Origin of the sequence: Ostreibacterium oceani, from assembly GCF_009362845.1 — a bacterium.
Taxonomy (GTDB): Bacteria; Pseudomonadota; Gammaproteobacteria; order Cardiobacteriales; family Ostreibacteriaceae; genus Ostreibacterium; species Ostreibacterium oceani.
On record NZ_WHNW01000001.1, the window covers coordinates 312,781 to 339,599 of the forward strand.

The following is a 26,819-nucleotide window of genomic DNA, read 5'->3' on the forward strand; positions in this document are numbered from 1 at the left end:
GTTTAAAATAATGCAAACAGACGAATACATTGATATTGAACAGCCGATTGTTGAATTACAAGAAAAAATCCATGAGTTAAAAAAACTCTCTGAAAACAGCGATATTGATATTGGCATTGAGGATGAAATGCAGCGCTTAGAAAAAAAATCTCAAGCGCTTACCAAAGAAATTTTCTCAAAATTAACGCCTTGGCAAACTGCCAAGCTAGCACGGCACCCGTTGCGACCGTATGCGCTAGATTATATTGAAAAAATCTTCACATCATTTAATGAAATACATGGCGATCGCACATTTGCTGACGATAAAGCTATTGTCTGTGGGATTGCGATGCTCGAGCAACAACCCGTGATGGTTATTGGGCAGCATAAAGGCAGAAGCACCAAAGAAAAAGTTTATCGCAACTTTGGTATGCCGAGGCCAGAGGGCTATCGCAAAGCGAAACGTGCCATGCATTTAGCTGAGAAGTTTTCATTGCCCATTATCACATTCATCGATACACCCGGTGCTTATCCAGGTATTGGGGCAGAGGAACGTGGACAAAGCGAAGCGATCGCCGCCAATCTTTATACAATGGCGTCTCTAAAGGTGCCGATAATTTGCACCGTTATTGGTGAAGGTGGGTCTGGTGGTGCGCTGGCAATCGGCGTAGGCGACCGTGTTTTTATGCTAGAAAATAGTATTTATTCTGTCATTTCTCCCGAAGGCTGTGCGTCTATTTTGTGGCGTAGCGCTGAGCACGCCAAGGATGCTGCCGATGCGATGCACATTACAGCAAAAAAACTCCAAGTGCTAGATTTAATCGATGATATTATCCCAGAACCGCTAGGCGGCGCACACCGAGATATTGATGAAACGGCAGCGGCCATCAAAAAAACGATTACCAGCGCGTTAGCTGACATTTCAGCCATGGATACTGATAGCATGCTTGAAAAGCGCTATACGCGTATTCGCCAGTTTGGATTTTTTGACACTTAATCTAGCAAAAACCATCAAGCCGTTTATTAGCACGGCTAGCAGGCGTATCGTTGTCGCGTATAGTGGCGGTCGAGATTCGCATGTATTGTTGCATGCAATAGCAGCGCTCCGCCAAACGGCGGGTTTTTCGTTGCCAATTGTTGCCATCCATATCAACCATCGATTGCATCCTGATGCGGATGCTTGGGTGGTTCATTGTCGGCAAGTCTGTGCGGCATTATCGTTACCTTTTATTACCGAAACCGTACTATCGCGTCCAAAAACAGGGGAAAGCATTGAGAGTTTTGCTAGGAAAGCACGCTATCAATTAATCGCAACGCACCTTAAAGCGGGCGATATTTTTGTCAGTGCGCACCACCAGCGCGATCAAGCGGAGACGTTTTTGCTACAGTTGATGCGCGGTGCAGGGCTTGATGGATTGTGCGCAATGCCGTTAGTGCGCCCGTTTTCTATGGCAACGATTGATGGCAATTTGCCCCAAATGCAGCACGATGAAGGGCAACAAACCCAGGCAATTTATCTGCGCCCCCTGCTGAACACAGCGTACGAAGCAATTGAGCAGTATGCTAAACAGCACCAGTTAACCTATATTACCGACACCAGCAACGCTGATTTGCGATTTAATCGCAATTATATTCGCCATTGCGTATTACCCGATTTAACGGTTCGGTTTCCGCATGCAGTAGAATCGATTTGTCGCAGTGTGCAGTGGTTACAAGAGCTTGACGGTGAGGCGCCTCCTAGCCAATTACGTATCAGTTATCTAGCCAGCTTGTCGAGCATCAAAAGAAAACAAGCCATTAGAGCAGCCATTAAACAAAAAACAGGATACGCACTGAGCCAAAACCAAACCGATTACTTGATGACGCATTTTTTCAGTGCAGCCAAAGATAAGCATCCAACACTTACCGTTGGGCCCTATTTAATTAGGCGATTTAATGATGAGATGGTGGTGACACTGCCAATGCCAGTTGATACAACGGGTTTTCCTGCCCAAAAAATCACCGTTGGCATGCCGTTTTTTACACCAGTTGGTGCCATACAGTGGCAGGCCGGCGAAGGTGGGCTATCACCAAACCAACCACTACGCGTTGATAAGCTACATTTTTCTGATAAGTTTCGTCCGCATAACCGCCGCCACCATCAACCCATTAAAAAACTACTTGCACAGGCACAAATACCACCGTGGATAAGACCGTTTATACCTGGGCTTTATGACAATAAAACATTAGTGGCTATACCGAGTCTTGGTGTGCATGATGACTTTTTCTCTCAGTCTAAAGATGCGGTATTGCCAAGTTGGCAAGTTGATGAAAAATTTGTTAAACTGTAACCCCTGACTTAGGGCGCTTAGGTAGGGTGTTTAGGAGGTAGGGGGTTTAGGCTGGTTCTTGTTTGGCCTTCGCTTACCCCTCGCTTGTCTCTCGCTTGTCCTAGGGGCTATCCTTGTTCAATCTATTGGCCACCAAATGACTAAATATATTTTTATTACCGGCGGTGTCGTTTCTTCATTGGGGAAAGGCATCGCAGCCGCCTCGTTGGGTGCGATTTTAGAATCTCGTAAATTACGTGTTACGATGATTAAATTAGATCCCTATATCAATGTGGATCCTGGCACGATGAGCCCATTCCAGCACGGTGAGGTTTTTGTGACGCATGATGGCGCAGAGACTGACTTAGACTTGGGGCATTACGAACGGTTTATTCGTTTTCAATCCACGCAAAATAATAATTGCACCTCAGGGCGAATTTATCAGGATGTGATTCAAAAAGAGCGGCGGGGTGATTACCTCGGTGCGACCGTACAAGTTATTCCGCATATTACCGATGCCATTAAATCTCGCATTAAGCAAGGTGCACAAGGCGTGGATATTGCTTTGGTGGAAGTAGGTGGTACGGTTGGCGATATCGAGTCATTACCGTTTTTAGAAGCCATCCGTCAGATGGGGGTTGAGCTTGGCCGCGAAAACACACTATTTATGCATTTGACGCTATTGCCCTATGTCAAATCGTCGGGAGAATTAAAAACCAAACCCACGCAGCATAGCGTCAAAGAGCTGCGTTCGATTGGGATTCAGCCTGACATTTTGGTCTGCCGCTCTGATCGCCCTATTCCAGAAGAAGAAACCCGCAAAATTGCGTTGTTTACGAATGTGGCATCGAATGCGGTGTTTGAGTGTTTAGATGCAGACTCAATCTATGCTGTGCCCGAATACCTGCAAAAACAGGGCTTGGATGATATTGTGATAAAAAAACTCCATCTTGAGGCCCCACCATCCGATTTAAGCGATTGGCAGCGTGTTATGGCCGCAATTCGACACCCTAAAGGCGTGGTAGATATTGCAATGGTCGGTAAATACGTCGAATTAACTGACGCCTATAAATCCCTCAATGAAGCGTTATTTCATGGCGGCATACACAATCAGTATCAGGTCAATTTGCACTATTTTGAGTCCAGTGATTTTCGCAATGGTGATGTGTCTGCGTTGGCATCAATGGATGCGATTGTTGTGCCTGGTGGTTTTGGTGAAAGAGGGGTGCTGGGTAAAGTTAACGCTGTCCGTTATGCGCGTGAAAAGCAAATTCCTTTTTTAGGAATTTGCTTGGGGCTGCAAGTGGCAACTATCGAATATGCAAGACATATCATGGGTATCGCTGATGCCGATTCGACGGAATGGAACCGTGAAACAACCAACCCGATTGTTGCCCTAGTCACAGAATGGGTGAATGAAAAGGGACAAATTGAGCACCGTAACCATGAGGCTGACTTAGGTGGAACCATGCGACTTGGTTCATTAAGAAGCGAGGTTAAAAAAGGCACCAAGCTACATAAAATTTATGGTGATGAAATGGTTGAGCGTCATCGACACCGTTTCGAAGTCAACAGCCAATACGAGGCAGCCTTAGAAGACGCTGGTTTGGTGATTGCTGCGCGTTCTGCTGACAGCGGTCTTGTTGAAGCGATCGAATTGCCAACACACCCTTGGTTCATTGCTTGTCAATCACACCCTGAATTTACATCGACCCCTCGCGATGGCCATCCGTTGTTTAAATCTTTTGTCAGCGCGGCTATCGACTATAAAACGACCGAAAAAGGGGAGGGTTGATGCAACTATGTCACTTTAAGGCAGGCATTGATCAGCCATTTTTTCTCATTGCGGGTCCATGTGTTCTCGAATCAAAGGCGCTTGCTTTTGAGACGGCAGACTACTTGCAACAAATAACAACGGAACTGGGCATTCCGTTTATTTATAAATCGTCATTTGATAAGGCGAATCGTTCTTCTGTACAGAGCTATCGTGGGCCGGGCCTTGAAAAAGGGTTACAGATTTTAGAAGCAGTCAAATCAACGTTTAACGTACCAGTGCTCACCGATGTCCATGACGACACACCGCTCGCTGAGGTTGCCAGCGTGGTAGATGTCTTGCAAACGCCGGCTTTTTTGTGCCGTCAGACCAATTTTATCCAGCGAGTCGCGAGTTTCGGAAAGCCCGTCAATATTAAAAAAGGTCAGTTTTTATCGCCGTGGGAAATGCAAAATATCACGGAAAAAGCACAGGCAACGGGTAATAAGCAAATCATGGTTTGCGAACGAGGAACGAGTTTTGGTTATAACAATTTAGTGTCAGATATGCGGAGTTTGGCGATTATGCGGCAAACGAATTGTCCGGTTGTCTTTGATGGCACGCATTCTGTTCAGCTGCCTGGCGGACAAGGCAAAGCCTCTGGCGGCCAACGCGAATTTGTGCCTGTGTTGACACGGGCAGCGGTTGCGGCGGGTGTTGCAGGCTTATTTATGGAAACACACCCCAACCCTGATAAAGCGCTATGTGACGGCCCCAATGCGTGGCCACTAGACCAAATGCACGCCCTGTTGCGTACATTAAAAACAATCGATGAGACGATTAAGCGCCAACCGCTTCCTGAAACCATTTATTTATCGTGAGGAAATAACATGACACAGATCACCCACCTTGTTGCAAGGGAAATTTTAGATTCACGGGGCAATCCTACCGTGCAAGTTGATGTTCGGTTATCGAGTGGTGCGCTGGGTCGTGCGAGTGTGCCCTCTGGTGCGTCTACTGGCGTGCGTGAAGCGCTAGAGCTTCGTGATGGCGAGACGAATCGCTACGCGGGTAAAGGGGTTAAAAAAGCCGTCGCCAATGTGAATACGATACTGCGTGATGCGCTGATTGGGTTTCCTGCTTTTCAGCAGCGTCAACTCGACGAAAAGATGATTACTTTAGATGGCACAGAGAATAAAGGCCACCTCGGTGCTAATGCTATTTTAGGGGTTTCTTTGGCTTATGCGCATGCGTGCGCTAACGAAAAAGGGCAAATGTTGTTTGCTTATTTGGATGCAAGCCCGAAACCTTTTACCTTACCCGTACCGATGATGAATATAATCAATGGCGGCGCGCATGCGGATAATTCGATTGATATTCAGGAATTTATGATTATGCCAACGGGCGCTCCATCATTTAGCGAAGCGTTGCGGTGTGGTGCGGAAATTTTTCATGCGCTGCGGCAAGTATTGCATAAGGCAGGGCATATAACCACAGTTGGAGACGAAGGTGGTTTTGCGCCAAATTTACCGTCTGCGAGTGCCGCTTTAGCGGCAATCATGCAGGCGATCAGCCAAGCAGGCTATGAAGCGGGGAAAGACGTTTACTTAGCGTTAGACGTGGCGAGTTCTGAGTTTTATCGCGATGGTCAGTACGAATTAACAGGCGAAGGAAAATCGCTTGATGCCAAGGGAATGGTCGACTATTTAGCGCAATTGGTTGCGGATTTTCCGATTGTGTCGATAGAAGACGGTATGGCAGAAGGCGACTGGGTCGGTTGGCAGCAATTGACTGAGGCGTTAGGTGATAAAGTTCAATTGGTTGGAGATGATTTGTATGTGACGAATCCAGCTATTTTCCGTCAGGGCATTGAGCAACACATTGCCAATGCGATATTAATTAAACCCAACCAAATTGGCACGTTGAGCGAAACGCTGACAGCGATACGCATGGCGAACGATAATCATTATGCAGCGGTTATTTCCCATCGTTCAGGAGAAACAGAGGACGCAACCATCGCGGATATTGCGGTGGGGACGTCAGCAACCCAAATAAAAACAGGCTCATTGTCACGATCTGACCGGGTGGCTAAATATAACAGGCTGTTATTAATCGAAGAAGCGCTAGGTGCTGATGCCGTTTATCCAGGTCGTGCTGCGTTACTTGGCAAGATACCTGGTTAGCGCGTTTAGTTGGCGCTCTGTCTAGCGCTGTGTCTAGCGATGGGCTTGGCTATGGGCTTGGCTACGTGAATGGTTATAGTTGCAGTATTTCGTCAATAGGTTGTCATCACTTTTGTTTGCATAGGAGAAAAAATGAAGCGCTTACTAAAAACGTCAATAGGGTTTAGTTTATTCGTCTTATCCTTAGGCGTGCTTGTGGTGGCAAATTACCATGTATGGAAACAAGACCAAGTGTACGAGCAAGAAATACGAGATTTGCAACAACAGCTGTCATTGCAACAGCAAGAGAATGAAAAAATTGCCGATATTAATGACCGCCTAAAGCAAAAAATAGACAGTCTAAAGCTAGGCAGCTATGAAATGATAGAGGAAGAAGCCAGAACTGGGTTTGGTATGGTTGGTGAAGATGAAACCTTTTTTCATTTTAAGCAGCCAGACAGCGACGAACCGCCGCAAAAATAATCTATACCAAGAATTGCCGTATCGTTTATACTGCTTTCTTCTTATCAGTTAACTAAATAAATATCAAAATAAAATGACAATCCAGTTCAAGGCAATAAAACAAAATCTCATTATCCTGTGTCTGTTTGTTTTTGTGAGTGGCGGTATAGGGATGGCGACTGAACAGATAGAAAATAACGCGTCTGACAAGCCATCCCCAAAAACGACAAAAGAAGCGACAAAGGAAACCACAAAGGAAAATGCACAGGAAACCGTGCAAGAAGCCGTGCAAGAAAATTCGCAATCATCCGAGGCTAACCAGCCACCAGAAACCCACAATCAACCTCAGGCTATACCGGTGATGGTCGTGGAGATTGCTCCAGCGGCTGCGCACACCAGAGCGACATTTCCAGGGCGTGTTTCTGCCTATCGACGGGCTGAAGTCCGCGCACAGATCACAGGGATCGTCAAAACGCGGGATTTTATCGAAGGTTCAGCAGTCGCTGCGGGCGATACGCTATTTACCATAGAAGACGAGAGTTTATCCGCTATTTTGCGCGCTCGCGAGGCAGATGTGGCACAAGCCAAAGCCAGCTACGAGCTAAGCCAGCAAACGATTAAGCGTTACCAAGAGCTACTAAAAATGGGTGCAGTCAGCCGCCAAGAATTTGATCAATTTAGCGCACAAAATAAGCAAGCCAAAGCCGCCTTAGCCCAAGCCAGCGCCAACCGAGATTTGGCAAAAATTAACCTAGGCTATGCGACCGTTGTCGCACCGATTGCTGGGCGTATTGATCAAGCATTAGTTACAGAGGGGGCATTGGTTAATGCCAATACAACGCAGCTTGCAACGATTGAACAGATTGATAAAGTCAATGTGGATTTTACCCAATCCAAGGGCGACCCGAGTCACCTACAAAGCCAATTCCAGCGTGATAATATTACGGTCAATATAGTTGATGCCAGTGGGGAAATAATCGCCGAGAACGGGGAATTACAATTTGCCAGTCAACGTGTCGATGAAGCGACAGGCTCGGTTAGACTGCGTGCAGTATTTGAAAACCCAGATAAAGTTTTGCTACCCAATATGTTTGTGCGAGTACAAATCAGTCAAACACTGGATGAGAAGGTGATTAAATTGCCACAGTCGGCCGTTGCGATAGGTCCGAATGGCCCTTTCGTCTATCAGGTTGAAAATCAGAAATTAAAACAAACGCCTGTGGTGTTGGGTGAGATGGATGAAGCATCATTTATTATTGAATCAGGATTAGCAACGGGTGCGCGCATTGCTATACAAGATGTCACAGGCGCGTTGCGGTCACAAATGCCTGTTATGGGTTTGACGGCTGAGGAGTTTGCTCAAATGCAGGCATCAGCAGCGCCGCCAAGCGAGCCCACAAACCAGCCTCCAAGCCAAGGCGAAAACTCGCTTGAACCAGCAAATACGGACGAGTCAAACTAATGGCACAGTTTTTTATTGATAGACCTCGCTTTGCTTGGGTGATTGCTTTATTGATTTTAATCGCGGGTTATATTGCGCTAACAAATACGGCAGTTTCTGCTTATCCCAATATTGCACCGCCCAATGTAACTATCCAGGCGGTTTATCCAGGCGCTGCCGCAAAAACGATTGAAGACACGGTGACCACCGTGATTGAGTCAGAAATGACCGGCATTAAAGGATTAAAATACGTAGAGTCCACCTCGAGCAGAGCAGGTACAGCAACCATCAATTTAACCTTTGAAACAGGTACCGATATTGATTTGGCGACATTGGCCATCCAAAATCGCCTCAAGCGTGTCGAAGCAAAACTACCCACCCCTGTCATAAACCAAGGGCTTCAGATTGGAAGTCAGCGTCGAGATTTTTTGATGGTGATTGCCTTATATTCCCCCAACGGCACTTACAACCAGTATGATTTGGGTGATTATATTGACGAGTATATCTTGCAAGATATTCAGCGGTTATCTGGTGTTGGGTCAGCACAGCTTTTCGGCTCAACTTATGCCATGCGTATTTGGATTGATCCACAAAAAATGTATGCCTTTGGCGTGACGCCCAATGATATTATCAGCGCCATACGTGCGCAAAATGCGCAATTAGCGACGGGCGAATTAGGCGCATTGCCAGCGCCACCTGGACAACAAATTAACGCAACTATTTTAGTGCCGTCACAGATTGCTAACGTAGAGGCCTTTGGTGAGGTTGTTGTGCTATCAAGCGATAGCGGCGCAACCGTAAGAATCCGAGACATTGGTCGAGTTGAGCTGGGGGCAGAAAGCTATGCAACCAAATTGATTTTAAATGGTCAACCCGCATCGGCTTTTGCCGTCAGGCTAAGTAATTCAGGCAATGCCTTAGCAACGGCAGAAGCAGCCAAAGCCAAAATGGCGGAACTATCCGCATTTTTCCCAGACGACATGGCGTGGATTGTCCCCTACGATACCTCGTTGTTTGTTGACATTGCGGTTAATGAAGTCAAACTGACGCTAATCGATGCTATTCTGTTGGTTACGCTGGTTATTTTTGTTTTTTTACAAAGCTGGCGCTCAACAATTATCCCACTAATTGTGGTGCCAATTTCTTTGCTCGGTGCGGTGCTTGCTATTTATAGCTTTGATTTTTCAATTAATCTACTTACGCTATTTGCGATGGTTTTGGTCATTGGTATTGTTGTCGATGACGCCATATTGGTGGTGGAAAACACGGTTAGAATTATCGACCAAGAAGGGCTTACGCCTTATCAAGCCACTAAAAAATCGCTAAAACAAATCACAGGCGCCGTGATTGGGACAACCGCCGTATTATTTGCGGTATTTATCCCCAGCGCATTTATCCCAGGCACGACTGGAGAAATTTATAAGCAATTTGCCTTAACCATTACGATGTCGGTGGCGATTTCGAGTTTTTTAGCATTATCGCTAGCGCCAGCGATGGCACAAATGTTATTAAAGCCCAAAAAAACAACGCCAGGTGTCTTATTAAGGCCGTTCGTATTGCTGGGCAATGGATTTAATTTGGTATTAGAGAAAATTACAAACGGGTATATTTGGTTGGTTAGGGGCATTTTGACTAAAGTCGGTATGGTATTTATGCTGTTGGTTTTTGCAGGGGTACTTGCAAGCATAACCATACTGTATCAAAAACTCCCCAAGAGCTTTTTGCCCGCTGAAGACCAGGGGTTTATTGTGGTGTTAGGACAGTTGCCAGCGGGTGCAACCCTAGAACGAACGCAAGCCTTTTCCAAACAATTAGATGACTGGTTTTTGGCCTTGCCTGAGGTAGAAAATACCATTACTGTCAATGGGTTTAGTTTTTTTGGTGTCGGTCAAAATGTGATGATCAGCTTTATTGACTTAAAGCCATGGGATGAACGAATTGCCAACGGCTGGCGTAGTGCCGATGAACTGATTAATTTCGCCAATACTCCACAAGGGATTTGGCAATTCTCTGGACAAGGGTTTGGTTTTGCGCTGAACTTGCCCCCGATACCCGGCCTCGGCAATACAGATGGCTTTTCGCTCAATTTGCAAAATCGCACAAACGATGCAGCGTTGCTGGATGCTGCCGTTGGGCAGCTACTACAGGCACTTAGTGCCGATGGTCGCGTGCTTGGTCCACGGGTCAATGCGCTGGCGCCAATTCCACAAATACAAATCGACATCGATCGAGACAAAGCACAAACGTTAGGGATTGATATTGGTGAGTTGAACTTCACGTTGCAGGCGGCTTTGGGGGCATCCTATGTTGATGACTTTGTTGACCAAGGGCGTATTCGCCAAGTTTGGGTTCAGGCAGACAGCGATACGCGCTCATCGATCAATAACATTATGGAATTACAAATTCGAAATCGTACTGGCGGACTGGTCAAGCTCAAAGAAATCGCCGATTACCAATGGGTACAAGGCCCTGCTGCACTCAATCGATTTAATGGGTTGTCTTCGGTAGCGGTGACAGGTAGCCCCGCACCAGGGCTAAGCTCAGGAGATGTTTTGGCATTAGTTGAAGCGCTTGCTGCTAAACTACCTCAGGGCATTAGTTATGAGTGGTCAGGCACGTCACTCGAAGAAAAAACCTCAGGGAATATCGCATTAGTTATTTTTGTTTTTTCGTTGGTGGTAGCATTTTTGGCGTTGGTTGCACTCTATGAAAGCTGGAGTATTCCTGTGGCGGTCATTTTGGTTGTGCCATTGGGTGTTTTGGGGGCGGTTTTAGCCGTGACTTGGCGCGGTTATCCAAATGATGTTTATTTTACTATTGGATTAATTTCTATTATTGGGCTTGCGACCAAAAATGCAATTGTTATTGTTGAATTTTGTCTTGATTTGCAAAAAGAAGGGATGCATCTCCGCGATGCGATTATTACAGCCTGTCGACAACGTTTTCGCCCCGTTATTATGACATCGATGGTGTTTATACTAGGCGTGATGCCGCTTGTGTTTTCAGAAGGCGCAGGCGCTGCCAGTCGTCGCGCAATCGGTACTGGCGTTTTAGGCGGTATGCTGAGTGCGACCACACTGGTGATTTTATTCGTTCCTGTTTTTTATTATCTTATCCGTTGGTTAATCCCTGCTAAACCGAATAAAGCGCTGATGAATCAACCTAATTTTAGTGAAACCCATGAAACCTAATTTGCACGTTTTATCTGTCTTTGTCGGTCTGTTGGCGGGCGTTATGACAGGGTGTACGAATTTAACACCGCAATTTCAGCGTCCTGAATTGCCTGTGGCCGATCAATTCACCAGACAGCCCATCAATAAATCCACCAGCCAAACCGAGGTATCAAGCGTAGATGCACAGGCCTTTTCTTTAGTGGGTTGGCAACAGTTTTTTAATGACGAAGTCGCGCAGCAATTAATTACGCTGGCCCTAGCCAATAACCGTGATTTAGCTATTGCGGCAGCAAATGTCGCCGAAATGAAAGGGTTGTATCGCATCCAGCAAAGTGAAAACCACCCACGGTTTACGAGTAATCTCGACAGCACGGTCAGCCGACCGAGTGTTAACGTAACGGGTTCGGATGAAATAACCAGACAATATGGCGCGCAAATTGGCCTCGTTTCGTATGAAATTGATTTTTGGGGACGGGTGGCGAGTTTGCGTGAGGCGGCGCTCGCTGACTATTTTTCACAGATTGCGGCACAAAGAGCGACGCGAATTAATGTGATTGCAGAGACAGCAAATGCGTATTACGCGTGGCTGATGGCCGCAGAAACGTTGGCGTTGGCCGACAAAACACTGGCGAATCGCCGCGAATCACTGAAACTAATTGAAGCGAGAAATTCTGTGGGCCTTGCCTCACAACTCGATGTCACACAAGCGCAAATTGCAGAATCCAGTGTTAAAAGCCAAAAAGCCAACGCACAAAGAAACCTAGCCGCATTATCGGCAGTGCTGACCCAATTAATTGGTAAGCCAATTGACGACCTATTAGATCCCACCGAATCATTAGCGACACAGGTGCTGAATTTGGATATCCCAGATGGCTTATCGACCGAGGTATTGCTGGGTCGCCCTGATATTATTCAGGCTGAATTCGCACTAAAAGCCGCCAACGCAAGAATCGGGGCGGCACGCGCTGCATTTTTCCCACAGATTAATTTGCTGGGGAGCGGTGGTTTTGCGAGTGCTTCGTTAGACAATTTGTTTGAATCAGATGCGTTGACTTGGTCATTTGCACCCAGCTTGCGTTTGCCACTGTTTAATCAGCAGATTGACGCAAATTTGTCGGTAGCTGAAGCACGCAATCAAAAAGCGGTGGCGGAATATGAAAAAGTAATACAGACGGCATTTGCAGAAGTTTATACGCAGTTACTCGCGAGAAAAGCCCTTGCCGATGAGCGCCAAGCGCAACAAGACTTGGTGGCAGCTGAGAAAAAGCGGCTGCGCTTATCGAAAGCGCGATACGAAGCTGGCCTTGCCAGTTATTTACCCGTACTAGAAGCCCAACAAGCATTATTTGCAGCGGAACAAAGTTTACTTGCGATACAAAAAGATCTGCTCAGCGCCAACATCATGCTGTACAAAGCATTAGGTGGCGCAGACCAAGAGAACCCATCCCCGAAAAAACCATCCCAAAAAAACGCAGCTCAAGCGCATGAAGCAGCGAATAAAGCAGCGAAATAAGCAGCACGTAACGAATCAACCTACGAAGACTAAATTTTATCGCATGATAATCAACTTTACATTTAATAATCAATATACTGGAATAAGAGGTGCTTAGCGTAATGACTGCTTAATGTCATGGCGTGAAAATAAATTATGTCCATTGAAATAGAACGAAAATTTTTGATAGTCAATCAAGCGTGGCGTAGCCACATCAAAGAAGATCAGCATATTACCCAAGGCTATATCAAAACGGAAGATGCAACGGTCCGGATTCGCTGTTATCACGATGATAAAACAGGACTAATTACCGTCAAAGGTAAACGTGAAGGCATCTCTCGACTAGAGTTTGAATACCCAATACCCTACACAGATGCCCAAGAAATGCAGGAAAAACTATGCCAGTCTCGTTTAGTCGAAAAAACGCGTCACCTGATTGAATATCACGGCATGTTATGGGAATTGGATGAATTTCATGGGGATAATGAAGGACTTTTTATTGCTGAGATTGAGCTATCAGCGGTTGACCAACCCTTTGATTTGCCTGATTGGGTCGGTGAAGACGTGAGTTTTGATAGCAAATATCGTAATTCTCGGCTCTGTGTTTTTCCCTATAAAGACTGGGAATAACGGGTTTATCTTTAGGGTCAGTTGTCTAGGGAGTTGACGCGATGGATGGGTTGCTGTAATTCGTTTTTTGTATTTTCTTTTACCCATTGTGTCGTGCCTTGGGCGGTTTCTTTTTTCCAAAAAGGGGCTTGGTGTTTGAGTAATTCCAGCAAGTGTTGGGTCGCTTGTGTCGCATTGGCGCGATGCCCAGCGCACGCTGATATAACGACCAGAGCCTCGGTGGGCGTGACATGCCCGACACGGTGTGCGATAACCAGTTGATTAAGCGAAAAATCGTTGATGGCTGCTTCTCCCATGGTGCGCAAGACGTTTTCTGTCATGGTTGGGTAATGGTGGATTTCCATCGCCGTAACGGCGCCATCCTCGCGGTAGTCTCGCATGTAGCCAATAAATATCGACTGAGCGCCCGTGATTGGCATAATCGGCTGGGTTTGTTTGATTAATGCATAAGGGTCAAAGGTAGCGTCACACAGTGTAATGCAAAGGGCAGACTGGTCTGTTAGGCGAGTCATTTGCTTGTAGGTGAATTTTTAGCGGGCACGCAGGCAACCTCAACCACCCTCAACCACCCGTCACTGGTGGGAAAAAGGCTAACTCTACACCATCATCAACGGCATCGGTTAGACTGGCGTAGTTAAAATTAATAGCACAAAGGGTATTGGGCTTCATTGGTTTGTCAGGATTTAAAAATTCCCATACCGACTCGACGGTCATATGCTGCTGAGGCGGGAGGGTTTCTTCATTTTTTCCTAGCTCATCCGCGATTGATGCAAGGTATTTAACTGTGATAGTCATTATCAATGTTTCCTTCGGTAGGTTTATAAAACCATTATAAGCTGAATCGTGGATAAAAAAAACCCCCAGCGTCGCGGAATCGCAAGCCAGGGGGTTAGCGTTAGCGAGGTAGGCTTACATCATGCCGCCCATACCACCCATGCCGCCCATGCCGCCCATGCCTCCCATATCAGGCATTGCAGGTTCGTCTTTCTTTGGTAATTCAGCAACCATTGCTTCTGTTGTGATAATCAATCCAGAGATAGACGCTGCATTTTGTAGTGCAGTCCGTGTTACTTTGGTTGGGTCAAGAATACCCATTTCCATCATGTCACCATAGGTATCGGTGGCAGCATTGTAACCAAAGTTATCTTTACCTTTTCTAACTTCGCTGACCACGACAGAGGCTTCTGCGCCGGCGTTTGCGGCAATGATTCGAAGAGGACCCTCGATAGCACGACGTAAAATGTTAATCCCCGCCGTTTGATCTTCGTTGTCGCCTTTGATGTCGTTTAAAGCATTTTGAGCGCGAATTAATGCAACGCCACCGCCAGCAACAACGCCTTCTTCAACGGCTGCGCGGGTTGCGTGTAGCGCATCTTCAACGCGATCTTTTTTCTCTTTCATTTCCATTTCGGTCGCTGCACCGACTTTGATGACACCAACGCCGCCAGAGAGTTTGGCAACGCGTTCTTGCATTTTTTCTTTGTCGTAGTCCGAAGTGGCTGCTTCGATTTGTGAACGAATCTGTGTAACACGAGAATCAATGTTGGTTTTGTCGCCGTTGCCATCGATGATGGTGGTGTTGTCTTTGTCGATTTGTACGCGCTTAGCTGTGCCAAGGGCAGTGATTTCTGTTTTCTCAAGGCTGAGTCCAACCTCTTCAGAAATAACCGTACCACCCGTTAAAACCGCAATGTCTTCTAACATGGCTTTGCGGCGGTCACCAAATCCGGGCGCTTTAACGGCAGCAACTTTGACAATCCCGCGCATTGAGTTAATAACGAGTGTTGCTAAGGCTTCGCCTTCGATGTCTTCAGCGATAATCAATAATGGCTGACCCGATTTTGCCACGCCTTCAAGCACAGGCAATAAGTCACGAATATTTGAAATTTTCTTATCGTGCAACAAGATATAAGGATTTTCTAATTCTACCGTTTGTTTTTCTTGGTTGTTGATGAAATACGGCGACAAGTAACCGCGATCGAACTGCATTCCTTCAACGACATCAAGTGCATTTTCAAGCCCTTGTCCTTCTTCGACGGTGATGACGCCTTCTTTGCCGACTTTTTCCATGGCCTCGGCAATGATTTTGCCCACACCATCATCTGAGTTTGCAGAAATCGTAGCAACTTGCGAAATTGCATTGCTGTCAGAGCAGGGCTTAGAGATTTTTTTAAGCTCTTCGACAACGATAGTGGTCGCCTTGTCAATGCCACGCTTCAAATCCATTGGGTTCATACCTGCAGCGACTGATTTTAAACCTTCGCGCGCGATATGCTGTGCTAAAACGGTGGCTGTTGTGGTGCCGTCACCAGCGATGTCGTTGGTTTGAGAAGAGACTTCTTTAACCATTTGGGCGCCCATGTTTTGGAATCGATTTTCTAGCTCGATTTCTTTGGCGACTGAGACGCCATCTTTGGTGATGCTTGGCGCGCCAAAGGCTTTTTCTAGTACCACATGACGACCTTTGGGACCTAATGTGACTTTAACGGCGTTCGCTAGCGTATCAACGCCTGCTAAAATTTCTTTGCGGGCGACTTCGCCAAATTTTACTTCTTTTGCTGACATGTAAATTCCCCTAAAATAAATTGATTAGTTGACTAATTAAAAGATAATGTAATTAAATAGATAACACAAATTCTATACGATTGGTTATTCAATTATTGCCATGATTTCATCTTCGCGCATAACGAGCAACGTATCGTCATCAGATTTAACTTCGGTGCCTGCGTATTTGCCAAATAGGACTTTGTCACCGACTTTGACTGCCATTGCTGATGTATTGCCATTGTCTAAAGTCTTGCCATTTCCGACAGCAATGACTTCGCCACGGGATGGTTTTTCGGCTGCAGAGCCTGGTAAAACAATACCACCTGCAGTGGTTGTTTCTTCGTCTTCACGCTTTATGATGACACGATCATGTAAAGGACGTAATGCCATAGTATTTTCTCCTAAAGTAAAGTTGGTGTTATGAAAAATAGGTCTATAAAAATTGTTGCAGCAATGGCGTCGAAAGTATTGCGAGTCCGCAAGGTAGTGCAATATAACGCAATATAAACAAAACCACTGTGCTGGTAGTTAACTAATTGGCGACATAAAAACGGATTTCAAGGGGCGGCATTCATTTTTTTTGATTTTCTTAGCACGCGGATAAATCAGCTTGCGATTAATGGTGATGAGATAAGCGCGCTAAACAGAAGCTAGATGAAAGGATAAGGATTAAGACAAATTGGGTTGAAAAAATGGTGGGCTTAAATCGATGTGAGTGATTGAAAAAATCCTAAAAAATTAACCCAATCAGTTTTCCTAACCCAAAGCAGATGGCAGCCAGCACAAGCTGACTAATCAGCACGCCGATAAAGACAACAGCAGAATTCATTTCTGCCTTGCCCATGACCTGTTTCCAATCGTTGCCTTTGACAATGATATAAGCAACCGAGAGGACAACCGCCGCTGGAAAGATAAGTAACCAATGATAGCCCATTGCCGCCAAAACAATAATAACAAGGAGTAGGGCGTAAAAGGCGAGATATTTGATGTTTTCCATGAAATCCGTTATTAACTGTTGTTAAATGATGTGGTGATTACCCGTATTTATGTTGCTTGCTGTGTTACTTGCTTGTTGTTTTTTGCTGGGTTGTTTGTTAGTGAAGATAAAAAATAAATTCGATAACAAATTGCTATACTGCCATTATAGCGCATTGATGGATTCGTTTAAAGCTAAAAAATTGCTACAATTTATCGGTGAGACAATCTTTAGGCGTTAGTTTTTGTGCTATTGGTGTTAAAATAGGGGAAATGTTTATTGCAAAATAAACGGATTTGAACCGCTAAACCCTGAGATGAGATTATGCTAGATCAAAAACTATTTAGACATCCAGAAACGCTATCCGCGTTAAGTGATAGCTTAGCAAGGCGAGGCTTTGCCTTAGAGGTCAATCGCATTAGTGCGTTAGAAAACCATCGTGCCGAGCTACAAAGCAAAACAGAGCAGCTACAAGCCAAACGTAACGAAACGTCACAACAAATCGGCATCATAAAAGCGCAAGGCGGTGATATTCAGCCATTGCTTGATGAAGTCGCAGGTCTAGGCGATGCACTCAAAATTGACCAAGCGCAATTGCACGATGTGCAAGAACAACTGCAAGCCATCTACCTATCTATCCCTAATGTATTAGATGATAGCGTGCCTGACGGTGACAGCGAAGACGATAACGTAGAAAGCCATCGCTGGGGCGAATTACGCCATTTTGAATTCACGCCCAAGGCACACCCTGATTTAGACAAGATTGGGCTGGATTTTGAATCTGCAGCCAAAATATCAGGGGCACGTTTTGCCGTGTTAAAAGGCGGATTAGCACGATTGCATCGTGCCATCGCCCAATTTATGTTGGATGTGCAAACCCAGTATCATGGCTATACAGAGGTTTACGTACCGTATTTGGTCAGTGGCGAAGCGATGCGTGGGACCGGGCAGCTACCCAAATTCGAAGCCGACTTATTTAAAATCGAGGGCAAAGTGGCTGGCGATCAGGATTTTTATCTCATCCCAACGTCAGAAGTGCCCGTGACAAATTTAGCGCGAGATAGTATTTTTGATGAGCAAGACTTGCCGCAGAAGTATGTTGCACAAACACCGTGCTTTCGTTCAGAGGCGGGTTCGCATGGTCGCGATGTTCGTGGATTAATTCGCCAGCACCAATTTGAAAAAGTTGAACTGATTCAATTCACCAAACCCGAAGATTCATTCGACGCCCTAGAATCGATGCGCGAGCATGCTGAAGCGATTTTGCAAAAACTGAAATTACCCTACCGCGTTGTCACGTTGTGTAGCGGTGACATTGGGTTTTCTGCGAGCAAAACCTACGATTTAGAAGTTTGGCTGCCCGGTCAAGGCCAATACCGAGAAATTTCTTCAGTGTCTAATACGCTCGATTTTCAGGCGAGACGGATGAAGGCGCGGTATAAAAATAAACAGACAGGCAAAACAGCGTTTATTCACACCTTGAATGGCTCGGGGCTTGCTGTCGGGCGCACGTTAGTTGCCATTATTGAAAATTACCAAGAGGCTGACGGGTCGATTACCGTCCCCGAGGCATTAAGGCCCTATATGAACGGTATGGAGCGAATTCAGCTATGATGCATTGGTTGCGACAATGGTTTAAAAAAAACGACAAAGACAGTAACTGGATTGCCGATGTTTCTATTGCAGGGTTGCAGCACTATCGCGGCAATGATTTGGCGGAGCTGATTAAAATCGGCGACGAGCTGCAATTAGCGCAGCAGCCAGACAATCAACACGATGCCCATGCGATTGTGGTGCTGTGGCACAACAATAAAATCGGCTATATCCCGCGCGCACTCGCCAAAGAAATCAACCAACAAATTGAATCGGGCGTTCCCATTGCGGCAAAAATTATTGATTTGAATTCGGTTAGGTTTGGTCGAAAGTGGATAAAAATTCGATTGTCCGCACGGGCATAATACGGGCATAATACGACCTCAAACGAAGGCAACATTGATTAACGCAACCTAGTGCGCGTTAATCAATTCGGCTAGCCCAAACCCAGCCAACCAAAATCAAAACCTAACGGAGCCAATCATGTCAATTAAGTCCATGCTAATCAAGCCTATGCCAATCAAACTTATGCCAATCAAACTTATGCCAATCAAACTTATGCCAATCAAGCCCTTTTTAACCATTTGTTTTTTATTATTTTTGTCCCACGCCAAAGCTGATGTCACGATTGCCTCAACCACCTCAACACAAAACTCAGGATTATACGACTATTTAATCCCGATACTCGAAAAAGAAATCGGCGAATCCATCAAAGTCGTCGCGGTTGGTACAGGGCAAGCATTAAAGCTCGGTGAGAATGGCGATGCCGACTTGCTGATTGTACACGCGCCTAAAAAAGAAATTGAATTTGTCAGCGCAGGGCATGGTGTGGATAGACGCCCCTTTATGTACAATGAATTTTTTATCGTCGGCCCGAGTGAAAACCCAGCGGGGTTAGCGGTCGGTCAGGATGTAAAAACCGCGTTTGCGGCGATTGAGGCAGCAGGCCAAGCGGGTGAATTAACCTTTGCTTCGCGTGGCGATGACAGCGGCACACACTTTAGAGAGATGATGATTTGGGATGCCGCTGCAATTGCCCCTCAAGGTGATTGGTACTTGCAGACAGGCTCTGGCATGGGCGCGACGTTAAATATTGCGGCAGGGAAAAATGCGCATACCTTGACTGATAGCTCAACGTGGTTAAACTTTGCTAACAAGCAAAACCTAGTTAAGTTGTTTGCTGGGAACCCCATTTTATTTAATCAATATAGCGTGATACGCATTCCAAAAGAAAAATATCCGCATGTTAATGACGATAAAGCAAAACAAATCGCTGATTGGCTGGTCTCTGAGACGGGGCAAAGTGCTATCAATGCTTATCACATCAAAGGCGAACAAGCGTTTACCGCTAATGCTTCAGATGCTGCCGCCGCTGAAGCCGCTGAAGAAGCCGCCAACGCTAGCGAAGCGAGTAATTAATTGAATGATTGGCAATGTAGCGTTTGCGTATGCCTATTTAATAATAAATCATCGGCGCCCATTCAATGGGTGCCGATCTGAGGAAAAGTGGAGCTAGCTAATCTAAATGCAACAACGGTCAAAAACATTTTGGAACACGACACCGCTTAACGTGTTATCCGAGGCGGAGTGGGAGGCGCTTTGCGATGGTTGCGGCAAATGCTGCCTGCACAAGCTAGAAGACGAAGACGATGCGACCGTTTATTATACTGATGTGGCTTGCCATTTATTAGATTTGCAGCAATGTCGTTGTAGCGATTATGCCAATCGGCACATCAACGTGCCTGATTGTATTGCGTTTAATTATGACGACATCCCCAATATGCCGTGGTTGCCTGACACGTGTGCTTATCGGTTGCGTTATTATGGTGAGCCCTTGTATGACTGGCACTATCTGATATCAGGTGACCGCCAAACCGTCCATCAAGCCAACGAATCCATTCGTGACTTTGCAGTACTCGACAGTGGTCAGGATTTGGTGGAGCATGTTTTACACTTTAAACCCTAGTGCATTGACGAGCCTGTCTTCGCGCAGCCGCAGTCGTTGTTGCCATAACCATTGTTGCCATCGCCGCGAACATCATCACGAGCATAACGGCTAACAACCCCCAAACAGACGTACTCGGGATTTTGGCAATCATTGGCGTGCCATTGGCGCGTAAAAACCAGTTGTTGCCCACCAAGACTAATTCATACGTCACGCCGTTAATGGTTTGCATGGTGGTGCCATTAGGCAGGGTAAAATCGCCTGCGGCGGTTGTGCCGTTGACGGTCGCAACGAGGACATCATTCCCCGTTGCAGGGACGGCGCTGATGGGATTGGGGCGAATCGCAATGCTAGCGCCTGTGCTGCCACCTGTCACGGTCAATACATCGGCGATGTCTGTGCCTACATCAATGCTGATTGCCAGTGTGCCACTGCCTGTTAAGCTACCGTCAATCGTTGCCGTGCCGGTTGCCGTACCGCTTTGCATATTTATCGTGCCGTCATTGACCACATCACCTGTGATGGTTAAGGCATCGGCTAACACCGCCGTACTCGTGCTATCCGTGGTGAGTGTCTCCGTAGTAAGATCCATGGCAAAAGTCACATTAGCACCATTAATGACATTGGTTAATTCCCAATTGACCATTTCAGGGGCAGTAATTCTTAATCCATCAAAATTAAGCGTATCAATCATGCCGTCGGCTGAGCTCACATCATCACCGCCATCCAGTAAAGCAACACTAGTCAAATCAGCGCCAGCTAAAACGTTGACTTCATCCGAGCCTGCACCAGCAAACACATCACCAACAATTTCTGAAACCGATATAGTTAATTCATCATCACCTGCACCGAGATTGATATCACCGCGCACACTAGCATTCTCTACTGACATGCTATCTGCATTTCTAGTTAAAGTAACCCTACCATCTAGCAGTGAGCCATTCGATACAGCTATCTGCGCATTTTGCGATATAGAACCATCCAGTGAAATGGAGCCACCCGCAATGCCAAATACACTGGTATTTCCGCCAATAATAGTTGAATCATTAACGTTGATTATCAGTGGACGTGCCGATTGATTTACACCAACCGCGCCAATTCCAACCGTATCTACTCCTGACACCGTGGACTTGCCGAGCACATCAATTTTATCTACACCTGCCACGTTCAGTACGATACCCCCCGAACGCCCCAAAACGGAGCTTTGCCCATCGACAAGCACGTCCCCTTCACGGATTGAAATTAAGGCACCAAATCGATTACCAACAACATCACTGCCGTTGTCGATTGTCATAAAATTTTGAAAGCCACGCGAGCCGAGCGGTGCCCAAAAAGCCAAGGCATCACCGCCACCTGCCCCTGCAATCACATTCACAATGGCATTCTCGAGAGCGATTTGAGCGTCATTACTATTATTTAACTCAAGGCCATTGCGAACAACGTTCACATCGAGCTCACTTCGTATCATTGAGAATCGAGTCCCTCTGGTATCGTTCGCATTAATGGCATCATCAGTACCCGCGTTGTATCTATATTTGGCGTCAGTCATTGTAAACACAACGTTTTGCCTCGTATCAAATCGGATACCAACACCACTACCTGCTGTTCGAGTAACAACACTGCCATTTTCAATGAGGTTGACGGTATTACTTGCGATCGTAATCTGTGAGCTAAAGTCATACACTGAGTTATCGCAATTCATCGCGCCACCTAAGAAATCACAAGCGTACGCATTCGTTCCTAGCAATGACAAAAGAAACACACCAAAAACGCTTACTACTTTGATCTGCTCCAAAACACCTCGTTGCAATGGTTTATCGTGTTGGAATGTTATTGTGAAAGGCCTAATCATTGTTAGCGTTTTCGTTCTTGTCTTGTGGCTAAAAGCCCTGCCCTAGAGATGAAAAACATCAGCAATAACAACCCTAACACAGAAACACTCGGGATTTTAGCAATCATTGGTGTACCGTTGGCGCGTAAAAACCAGTTGTCGCCCACCAAGACTAATTCATACGTCACGCCGTTAATGGTTTGCATGGTAGTGCCATTAGGCAGGGTAAAATCGCCTGCGGCGGGTGTGCCGTTGACGGTCGCAACGAGTACATCATTACCCGTTGCAGGGACGGCGCTAATGGGATTGGGGGTAATCGCAACGCTAGCGCCTGTGCTGTCACCTGTCACGGTCAATACATCGGCGATGTCTGCGCCTACATCAATGCTGATTGCCAGTGTGCCACTGCCCGTCAAGTTACCGTCAATGGTTGCTGTGCCGGTTGCCGTACCGCTTTGCATATTTATTGTCCCGTCATTGAGCACATCACCCGTGATGGTTAAGGCATCGGCGAGCACTGCCGTACTCGCGCTATCCGTGGTGAGTGTCTCCGTAGTGAAATCATCGGCAAAAGTCACGTTAGCACCATTAATGACATTGGTTAATTCCCAATTCATCATATCAGGGGCAGTAATCGTTAATCCATCAAAATTAAGCGTATCCACCATGCCGTCGGCTGAGCCCACATCATCGCCACCGTCAAGTAAATCATTAATCACCGAACCCGCCAACACGGTCATCTCGTCGCTGCCATCGGCTAGATTAACTGGTCCTATTAGCGTACCGCTATTGGTAAATTGCTCTACGGCGGCTGAGCCAAGGACACTAAATGCGGTCTGTGCATCTACCGTCCCTGAGTTGGTGATGGTTGTAATCGGGGTTGTGCCAATAGGACTGGAAACGCTAATACCCGCCGATTGTTTGAGCAAATTAGCATTGGTCGGATTAACATTGCCCTGCAATGTAATATCGCCTGTGTTTTCTACGCGTGCGACCTGTGCACTGCCTCGATTTAGCCGAATGCCGACACCGTCTGCTGGCGTTGCTGATTGCAAGTCGATGGTAATGGTGCCGCTGTTAACGGCTTCGTATAGCGTTGCATTCGGGTTATTAAGCGCATCGCCGCCGATTATAACCCCTGTATTAGGTGTTGTGCCCGTCGTTGGTTGTGTTGAGGTTACGGTGAGTGAACCGCTATTGGTAATTGCGTAGCTTGTCGCAGTGGTATAAAAATCGGCGGCATATAATCCGAAGATCCCCGTCGTTCCAGAAACCGTTGAGATATTAAACTGACCTTGATTTTCAATGGTATTGACGCCGCCCAGCTCTGAAGTCATTGCGACACCAGTGAGCACGCCGTTACCCGACGAGTTGGTCTGTGTAATCGATATAACTCCTGATGCCTCATTTAACACACGTTGGTTGCTCTTATTTAATCGCCCACCACGAAAGCCCATATTAATCACACCAAAAGCAAACGCGCCTGGTTCATTCAGTGTGATGTTTGATACTTGGATTAGTCCACGGTTAATCACGGTTTGTCCGTCAAATGGTCCATTTGGGGCGCCAGTTTGCGTATTACCAATCACGCCAAGGTTAACGCCCAGGCGGATATTTAGCGGATTGGGGTAGGTGTAATCCCCTTCGTTTATCCAGGTTTGATTGCTGGCTTTTAATTGATAAATTTCGTTGGTGGTGGCGCCAGTGCAGGTAATCGTGTCGCCTGCGGTGGTTGCAGGCGAAGGCGGCGTGCAGACGGCATAGACAAGCGAGCAACTACTTCCAACAAACACAACGAGACTTTTTCTGATAAAAAATAACATATCCCACCTTTTTAGCTTTTAATTATTAATTATACGCCATAAAACCAAATTTCAACATGAGCATTTGTTAATGTTTGGATAATGTTTGGATTATTTCTTGCGATAGGTGAATAATAGTGCGTATTGATTCGGGTGGTATCATTTAGCCTGTACTATGCCTGTATTTAGGCTTTGCTAATCTGTAAAGCATCCAATGGGGTTTGATTTTAATGACAATTGGCGTACGCATTATTATGACAAATAACGTTATTTGTCAGGCGTTATTATAATTACCAAATGCGAGTGGCTGAGTCAGCGAACGTAACATAAGGCTTAAAGTTGTGTTTCGTGCGTTTGCAGAAACCGACTTTGTTGCCATAATAGCAGACGGAATTGACGATAAAATAAGTATCAATATTCAATTGAATAATCAATGTAAATAGCAACATAGAGGTGCTTTATGAAGAAATGGCTTTTGTTTTTCCTCACTGGTTGGTTTGCGCCAATGACTTATGCACAAACCACGTTACTAGATAATTTTTTCAATCAGTTAGAAACGTTTGAGGCGAATTTCGAACAAATTGTCAAACAAGACAACGTCGTTGTGCAGCAATCATCAGGCACAGTCGCGCTTAAAAAACCCACAAAGTTTTATTGGGATTATCAACAGCCAGAAGTCATGCAATTGGTCAGTAATGGGGTGGATTTTTATCATTATGATGTCGCGTTGGCACAGGTCACAGTACGTCCAGTAGATGAAGTCGCTGCTAATGCGCTCAGTACCTTGTTAAGCGGAGAAAAATCGGTCGATGCATTATTTGATACACAGGCCATAGGGCGACCTGCGATGCAAAGCCGATTCGCGGACTTTCGAGGCAATGCGGATGTGTATTTCTTACTCATCCCTAAAGAAACGGACGAAGCGGCACTGACACAAAGTGAGGTCATCATTGGATTAAGCGCAGAGAATACGCTAAACTATTTTTATGCCAAAGATGACTTTGGCGAGAACACGTTTTATTTTAGTCAAATTAAGCAAAATCAGCTGACCAATGATTCACTATTTGATTTTGTTGCACCAGACGGGGTTGACGTGTTTGGGCAGTGATCGACTTAAATAGTAGTTAAATTATTTATTTATCATTGATGGGGTTAGCCAGTTTTCATGCAAGAATCGTTGTTTAAAGACTCGGATTTGCGAGACATGGATACACAATCTTCGGACAGCCAAGCCTTGAGCAATCAAACCTCGGACAGTGAAGCCTCGGACAGTGAAGCCTCGGACAGTGAAGCCTCGGACAGTCAAGCCTCGGACAATCAAGCCGCAGATTTACGCCCACTAGCAGAAAGGCTACGGCCGCAAACCCTAGATGCTTTTGTTGGACAATCGCATCTCTTAGGTGAAAAAGCCGCTTTACGGCATAGTATTGAAAATCAGCAAATTCATTCGATGATTTTCTGGGGGCCACCAGGCTGTGGCAAGACCACGCTGGCAAATTTACTGGCTGCCCAAGGAAGCTATTATTTAGTCAAACTATCTGCTGTGGTGATTGGCATCAAAGAAGTGCGCCAAGCCATTGATGCCGCCCAAACACGTGCCACGCAACAGGGGCAAAAAACGATACTGTTTTTGGACGAAGTACACCGTTTTAACAAAGCGCAGCAAGATGCGTTTTTGCCGTTTATCGAAGACGGTACGATTATTTTTATTGGTGCAACCACGGAAAACCCTAGTTTTTCCTTAAACAATGCGTTGCTGTCGCGTGCGCGAGTGTATGTTTTTAAGCCACTGGATGAATTAGCGCTCATGGCGCTGCTACAAAAAGCCTGCGAAATACTCGCGGTTGAAATGCCCGAGACCGCGGCACAGCAATTGATTGCACTCGCAGATGGCGACGGACGACGGTTAATTAATTCACTCGAAATTATCCAAGGTCAGCTAGCAGCCGAGCTGCCTATGGCTGACGTCATCGAGCAAATTGCAGCAGGGTCGATTCGTCAGTTCGATAACCAAGGTGATACCTTTTATGACCAAATTTCAGCGCTGCAAAAATCGATTCGTGGCTCGAATCCCGATGCGGCCATTTACTGGTTTTGTCGGTTAGTCGATGGCGGTGCGGATATCCAGCATTTGGCGAGGCGATTAACGGTGATTGCCAGTGAAGACATTGGCAATGCCGACCCTAGGGCATTAGCGGTGGCGATGAATGGCTGGCAAGCTTATGAACGCTTAGGCGCTCCTGAAGGTCATATTTGTTTGGCGCAAGTCGTGACTTACTTAGCGTCTGCGGCCAAAAGCAACGCGAGCTATGTGGCGTATAAAGAAGCCCTTTCCGATGTTAAATCGCAGCCTAGCTATCCTGTCCCCAATCATCTAGTCAACGCACCGACCACGCTGATGAAGCAACTAGAAAAAGGTCGAGGTTATCGCTATGCGCATGATGAGCCCAATGCCTATGCCGCAGGCGAGCGCTATTTGCCCGATGCAATGCCCACAAAGACCTATTACCGCCCCAATCCGCGTGGACTAGAAATCAAAATTGCTGAGAAATTGGACAAGCTAAAGCAGCTGGACGCCGCATTTTTAAATACGCAAACGAAAAAAAGCACCGACGAGTAGGCAAAGAATAAACGGATAACGCGATATGCTATATCGAGAGCATGGGTTACAGATTGGACGAGTTACAGATTGAGCGGGTTCAGATTGAGCGATAAAACGTAAAG

At 46.1% G+C, this 26,819-nt stretch carries 23 protein-coding genes; 16 read left to right on the forward strand and 7 right to left on the reverse strand.

Annotated features, from left to right (window positions below):
• Nucleotides 1–10: 10 nt before the first annotated feature.
• The 10 genes from GCU85_RS01335 (at nt 11) to GCU85_RS01380 (ending at nt 13,401) form a co-directional block, all read left to right on the forward strand.
• Nucleotides 11–976, forward strand: a complete 966-nt coding sequence (locus tag GCU85_RS01335) for an acetyl-CoA carboxylase carboxyltransferase subunit alpha (protein ID WP_152808558.1) — start codon at nt 11–13, stop codon at nt 974–976.
• Nucleotides 927–2,309, forward strand: a complete 1,383-nt coding sequence (gene tilS / locus GCU85_RS01340) for a tRNA lysidine(34) synthetase TilS (protein ID WP_152808560.1) — start codon at nt 927–929, stop codon at nt 2,307–2,309. The genes GCU85_RS01335 and tilS overlap by 50 nt, the downstream gene beginning before the upstream one ends.
• A 136-nt stretch (nt 2,310–2,445) precedes the next feature.
• Entirely contained in the window at nt 2,446–4,083 is a 1,638-nt protein-coding gene (locus tag GCU85_RS01345; protein ID WP_152808562.1) for a CTP synthase, read from the forward strand.
• Nucleotides 4,083–4,922, forward strand: a complete 840-nt coding sequence (gene kdsA, locus GCU85_RS01350) for a 3-deoxy-8-phosphooctulonate synthase (protein WP_152808564.1) — start codon at nt 4,083–4,085, stop codon at nt 4,920–4,922. The genes GCU85_RS01345 and kdsA overlap by 1 nt, the downstream gene beginning before the upstream one ends.
• Nucleotides 4,923–4,931: 9 nt before the next feature.
• Nucleotides 4,932–6,224, forward strand: a complete 1,293-nt coding sequence (gene eno, locus GCU85_RS01355; RefSeq protein ID WP_152808566.1) for a phosphopyruvate hydratase — start codon at nt 4,932–4,934, stop codon at nt 6,222–6,224.
• Nucleotides 6,225–6,356: 132 nt separating this feature from the next.
• Nucleotides 6,357–6,686, forward strand: coding sequence for an FtsB family cell division protein (locus GCU85_RS01360; RefSeq protein WP_152808568.1), 330 nt, complete (start codon nt 6,357–6,359; stop codon nt 6,684–6,686).
• Between the two features lie 73 nt (nt 6,687–6,759).
• Nucleotides 6,760–8,127, forward strand: a complete 1,368-nt coding sequence (locus tag GCU85_RS01365) for an efflux RND transporter periplasmic adaptor subunit (protein WP_152808570.1) — start codon at nt 6,760–6,762, stop codon at nt 8,125–8,127.
• On the forward strand, nt 8,127–11,297 hold the full coding sequence (locus tag GCU85_RS01370; RefSeq protein ID WP_152808571.1) for a multidrug efflux RND transporter permease subunit: 3,171 nt from the start codon (nt 8,127–8,129) through the stop codon (nt 11,295–11,297). Before GCU85_RS01365 ends, GCU85_RS01370 begins: the two co-directional genes overlap by 1 nt.
• Nucleotides 11,287–12,792, forward strand: coding sequence for an efflux transporter outer membrane subunit (locus tag GCU85_RS01375; RefSeq protein WP_152808573.1), 1,506 nt, complete (start codon nt 11,287–11,289; stop codon nt 12,790–12,792). Before GCU85_RS01370 ends, GCU85_RS01375 begins: the two co-directional genes overlap by 11 nt.
• A gap of 135 nt (nt 12,793–12,927) precedes the next feature.
• Nucleotides 12,928–13,401: a CYTH domain-containing protein gene (locus GCU85_RS01380; RefSeq protein ID WP_152808575.1), complete on the forward strand. Its 474-nt coding sequence runs from the start codon at nt 12,928–12,930 to the stop codon at nt 13,399–13,401.
• A 17-nt stretch (nt 13,402–13,418) separates the two neighbouring features.
• Here the strand turns inward: GCU85_RS01380 and GCU85_RS01385 are convergent, their stop codons facing one another.
• The 5 genes from GCU85_RS01385 to GCU85_RS01405 all read right to left on the reverse strand — a co-directional run bounded on the left by GCU85_RS01385 (nt 13,419) and on the right by GCU85_RS01405 (nt 16,945).
• Nucleotides 13,419–13,913, reverse strand: coding sequence for a molybdenum cofactor biosynthesis protein MoaE (locus GCU85_RS01385; RefSeq protein WP_152808577.1), 495 nt, complete (start codon nt 13,911–13,913; stop codon nt 13,419–13,421).
• A gap of 49 nt (nt 13,914–13,962) precedes the next feature.
• The gene (locus GCU85_RS01390; protein WP_152808579.1) at nt 13,963–14,196 is read right to left on the reverse strand and encodes a MoaD/ThiS family protein; all 234 of its coding nucleotides are present in this window, start codon (nt 14,194–14,196) and stop codon (nt 13,963–13,965) included.
• A gap of 114 nt (nt 14,197–14,310) precedes the next feature.
• Nucleotides 14,311–15,966: a chaperonin GroEL gene (groL, locus tag GCU85_RS01395; protein WP_152808581.1), complete on the reverse strand. Its 1,656-nt coding sequence runs from the start codon at nt 15,964–15,966 to the stop codon at nt 14,311–14,313.
• 84 nt (nt 15,967–16,050) lie between these two features.
• Nucleotides 16,051–16,338, reverse strand: coding sequence for a co-chaperone GroES (groES, locus tag GCU85_RS01400; RefSeq protein WP_152808583.1), 288 nt, complete (start codon nt 16,336–16,338; stop codon nt 16,051–16,053).
• A 340-nt stretch (nt 16,339–16,678) separates the two neighbouring features.
• The gene (locus tag GCU85_RS01405; protein WP_152808585.1) at nt 16,679–16,945 is read right to left on the reverse strand and encodes a hypothetical protein; all 267 of its coding nucleotides are present in this window, start codon (nt 16,943–16,945) and stop codon (nt 16,679–16,681) included.
• Between the two features lie 303 nt (nt 16,946–17,248).
• Here GCU85_RS01405 and serS point away from each other — a divergent pair, with 303 nt between their 5' ends.
• The 4 genes from serS (at nt 17,249) to GCU85_RS01425 (ending at nt 20,483) form a co-directional block, all read left to right on the forward strand.
• The gene (serS, locus tag GCU85_RS01410) at nt 17,249–18,538 is read left to right on the forward strand and encodes a serine--tRNA ligase (protein WP_152808587.1); all 1,290 of its coding nucleotides are present in this window, start codon (nt 17,249–17,251) and stop codon (nt 18,536–18,538) included.
• Nucleotides 18,535–18,882 carry an HIRAN domain-containing protein gene (locus GCU85_RS01415; protein WP_152808588.1) on the forward strand — a complete coding sequence of 116 codons (348 nt, stop codon included), beginning with the start codon at nt 18,535–18,537 and terminating at the stop codon, nt 18,880–18,882. Before serS ends, GCU85_RS01415 begins: the two co-directional genes overlap by 4 nt.
• 178 nt (nt 18,883–19,060) lie before the next feature.
• Complete coding sequence (locus GCU85_RS01420; protein WP_218110463.1) at nt 19,061–19,936, forward strand: substrate-binding domain-containing protein; 876 nt, start codon at nt 19,061–19,063, stop codon at nt 19,934–19,936.
• 106 nt (nt 19,937–20,042) lie between these two features.
• Nucleotides 20,043–20,483 (forward strand): YcgN family cysteine cluster protein, encoded by a 441-nt coding sequence (locus tag GCU85_RS01425; protein ID WP_152808589.1) that lies wholly within the window; start codon nt 20,043–20,045, stop codon nt 20,481–20,483.
• On the opposite strand, the gene GCU85_RS01430 is transcribed toward GCU85_RS01425, so the two are convergent.
• Together GCU85_RS01430 and GCU85_RS10375 are read right to left on the reverse strand one after the other, a co-directional pair.
• Nucleotides 20,473–22,164, reverse strand: coding sequence for an autotransporter outer membrane beta-barrel domain-containing protein (locus GCU85_RS01430; protein ID WP_152808590.1), 1,692 nt, complete (start codon nt 22,162–22,164; stop codon nt 20,473–20,475). The genes GCU85_RS01425 and GCU85_RS01430 overlap by 11 nt on opposite strands.
• Nucleotides 22,165–22,316: 152 nt before the next feature.
• Entirely contained in the window at nt 22,317–23,033 is a 717-nt protein-coding gene (locus GCU85_RS10375) for an autotransporter outer membrane beta-barrel domain-containing protein (RefSeq protein ID WP_407944959.1), read from the reverse strand.
• Nucleotides 23,034–24,555: 1,522 nt separating this feature from the next.
• Here GCU85_RS10375 and lolA point away from each other — a divergent pair.
• Entirely contained in the window at nt 24,556–25,203 is a 648-nt protein-coding gene (gene lolA / locus GCU85_RS01440; protein ID WP_152808592.1) for an outer membrane lipoprotein chaperone LolA, read from the forward strand.
• 57 nt (nt 25,204–25,260) lie between these two features.
• On the forward strand, nt 25,261–26,715 hold the full coding sequence (locus tag GCU85_RS01445; protein WP_235896180.1) for a replication-associated recombination protein A: 1,455 nt from the start codon (nt 25,261–25,263) through the stop codon (nt 26,713–26,715).
• Nucleotides 26,716–26,819 lie beyond the last annotated feature (104 nt).

Excerpts from the sequence above, each read along its gene's own strand:
- GCU85_RS01425 (WP_152808589.1), top strand. The coding sequence starts at position 20,043 with ATGCAACAACGGTCAAAAACATTTTGGAACACGACACCGCTTAACGTG.
- GCU85_RS01430 (WP_152808590.1), bottom strand. The coding sequence starts at position 22,164 with ATGAATTGCGATAACTCAGTGTATGACTTTAGCTCACAGATTACGATC.
- groL (WP_152808581.1), bottom strand. The coding sequence starts at position 15,966 with ATGTCAGCAAAAGAAGTAAAATTTGGCGAAGTCGCCCGCAAAGAAATT.
- GCU85_RS01335 (WP_152808558.1), top strand. The coding sequence starts at position 11 with ATGCAAACAGACGAATACATTGATATTGAACAGCCGATTGTTGAATTA.
- GCU85_RS01390 (WP_152808579.1), bottom strand. The coding sequence starts at position 14,196 with ATGACTATCACAGTTAAATACCTTGCATCAATCGCGGATGAGCTAGGA.
- GCU85_RS01385 (WP_152808577.1), bottom strand. The coding sequence starts at position 13,913 with ATGACTCGCCTAACAGACCAGTCTGCCCTTTGCATTACACTGTGTGAC.
- GCU85_RS01370 (WP_152808571.1), top strand. The coding sequence starts at position 8,127 with ATGGCACAGTTTTTTATTGATAGACCTCGCTTTGCTTGGGTGATTGCT.
- GCU85_RS01405 (WP_152808585.1), bottom strand. The coding sequence starts at position 16,945 with ATGGAAAACATCAAATATCTCGCCTTTTACGCCCTACTCCTTGTTATT.
- GCU85_RS01445 (WP_235896180.1), top strand. The coding sequence starts at position 25,261 with ATGCAAGAATCGTTGTTTAAAGACTCGGATTTGCGAGACATGGATACA.
- groES (WP_152808583.1), bottom strand. The coding sequence starts at position 16,338 with ATGGCATTACGTCCTTTACATGATCGTGTCATCATAAAGCGTGAAGAC.
- GCU85_RS01375 (WP_152808573.1), top strand. The coding sequence starts at position 11,287 with ATGAAACCTAATTTGCACGTTTTATCTGTCTTTGTCGGTCTGTTGGCG.
- GCU85_RS10375 (WP_407944959.1), bottom strand. The coding sequence starts at position 23,033 with ATGACCGTGTTGGCGGGTTCGGTGATTAATGATTTACTTGACGGTGGC.
- lolA (WP_152808592.1), top strand. The coding sequence starts at position 24,556 with ATGAAGAAATGGCTTTTGTTTTTCCTCACTGGTTGGTTTGCGCCAATG.
- eno (WP_152808566.1), top strand. The coding sequence starts at position 4,932 with ATGACACAGATCACCCACCTTGTTGCAAGGGAAATTTTAGATTCACGG.
- GCU85_RS01380 (WP_152808575.1), top strand. The coding sequence starts at position 12,928 with ATGTCCATTGAAATAGAACGAAAATTTTTGATAGTCAATCAAGCGTGG.
- GCU85_RS01365 (WP_152808570.1), top strand. The coding sequence starts at position 6,760 with ATGACAATCCAGTTCAAGGCAATAAAACAAAATCTCATTATCCTGTGT.
- serS (WP_152808587.1), top strand. The coding sequence starts at position 17,249 with ATGCTAGATCAAAAACTATTTAGACATCCAGAAACGCTATCCGCGTTA.
- GCU85_RS01415 (WP_152808588.1), top strand. The coding sequence starts at position 18,535 with ATGATGCATTGGTTGCGACAATGGTTTAAAAAAAACGACAAAGACAGT.
- kdsA (WP_152808564.1), top strand. The coding sequence starts at position 4,083 with ATGCAACTATGTCACTTTAAGGCAGGCATTGATCAGCCATTTTTTCTC.
- GCU85_RS01420 (WP_218110463.1), top strand. The coding sequence starts at position 19,061 with ATGCCAATCAAACTTATGCCAATCAAGCCCTTTTTAACCATTTGTTTT.
- GCU85_RS01345 (WP_152808562.1), top strand. The coding sequence starts at position 2,446 with ATGACTAAATATATTTTTATTACCGGCGGTGTCGTTTCTTCATTGGGG.
- GCU85_RS01360 (WP_152808568.1), top strand. The coding sequence starts at position 6,357 with ATGAAGCGCTTACTAAAAACGTCAATAGGGTTTAGTTTATTCGTCTTA.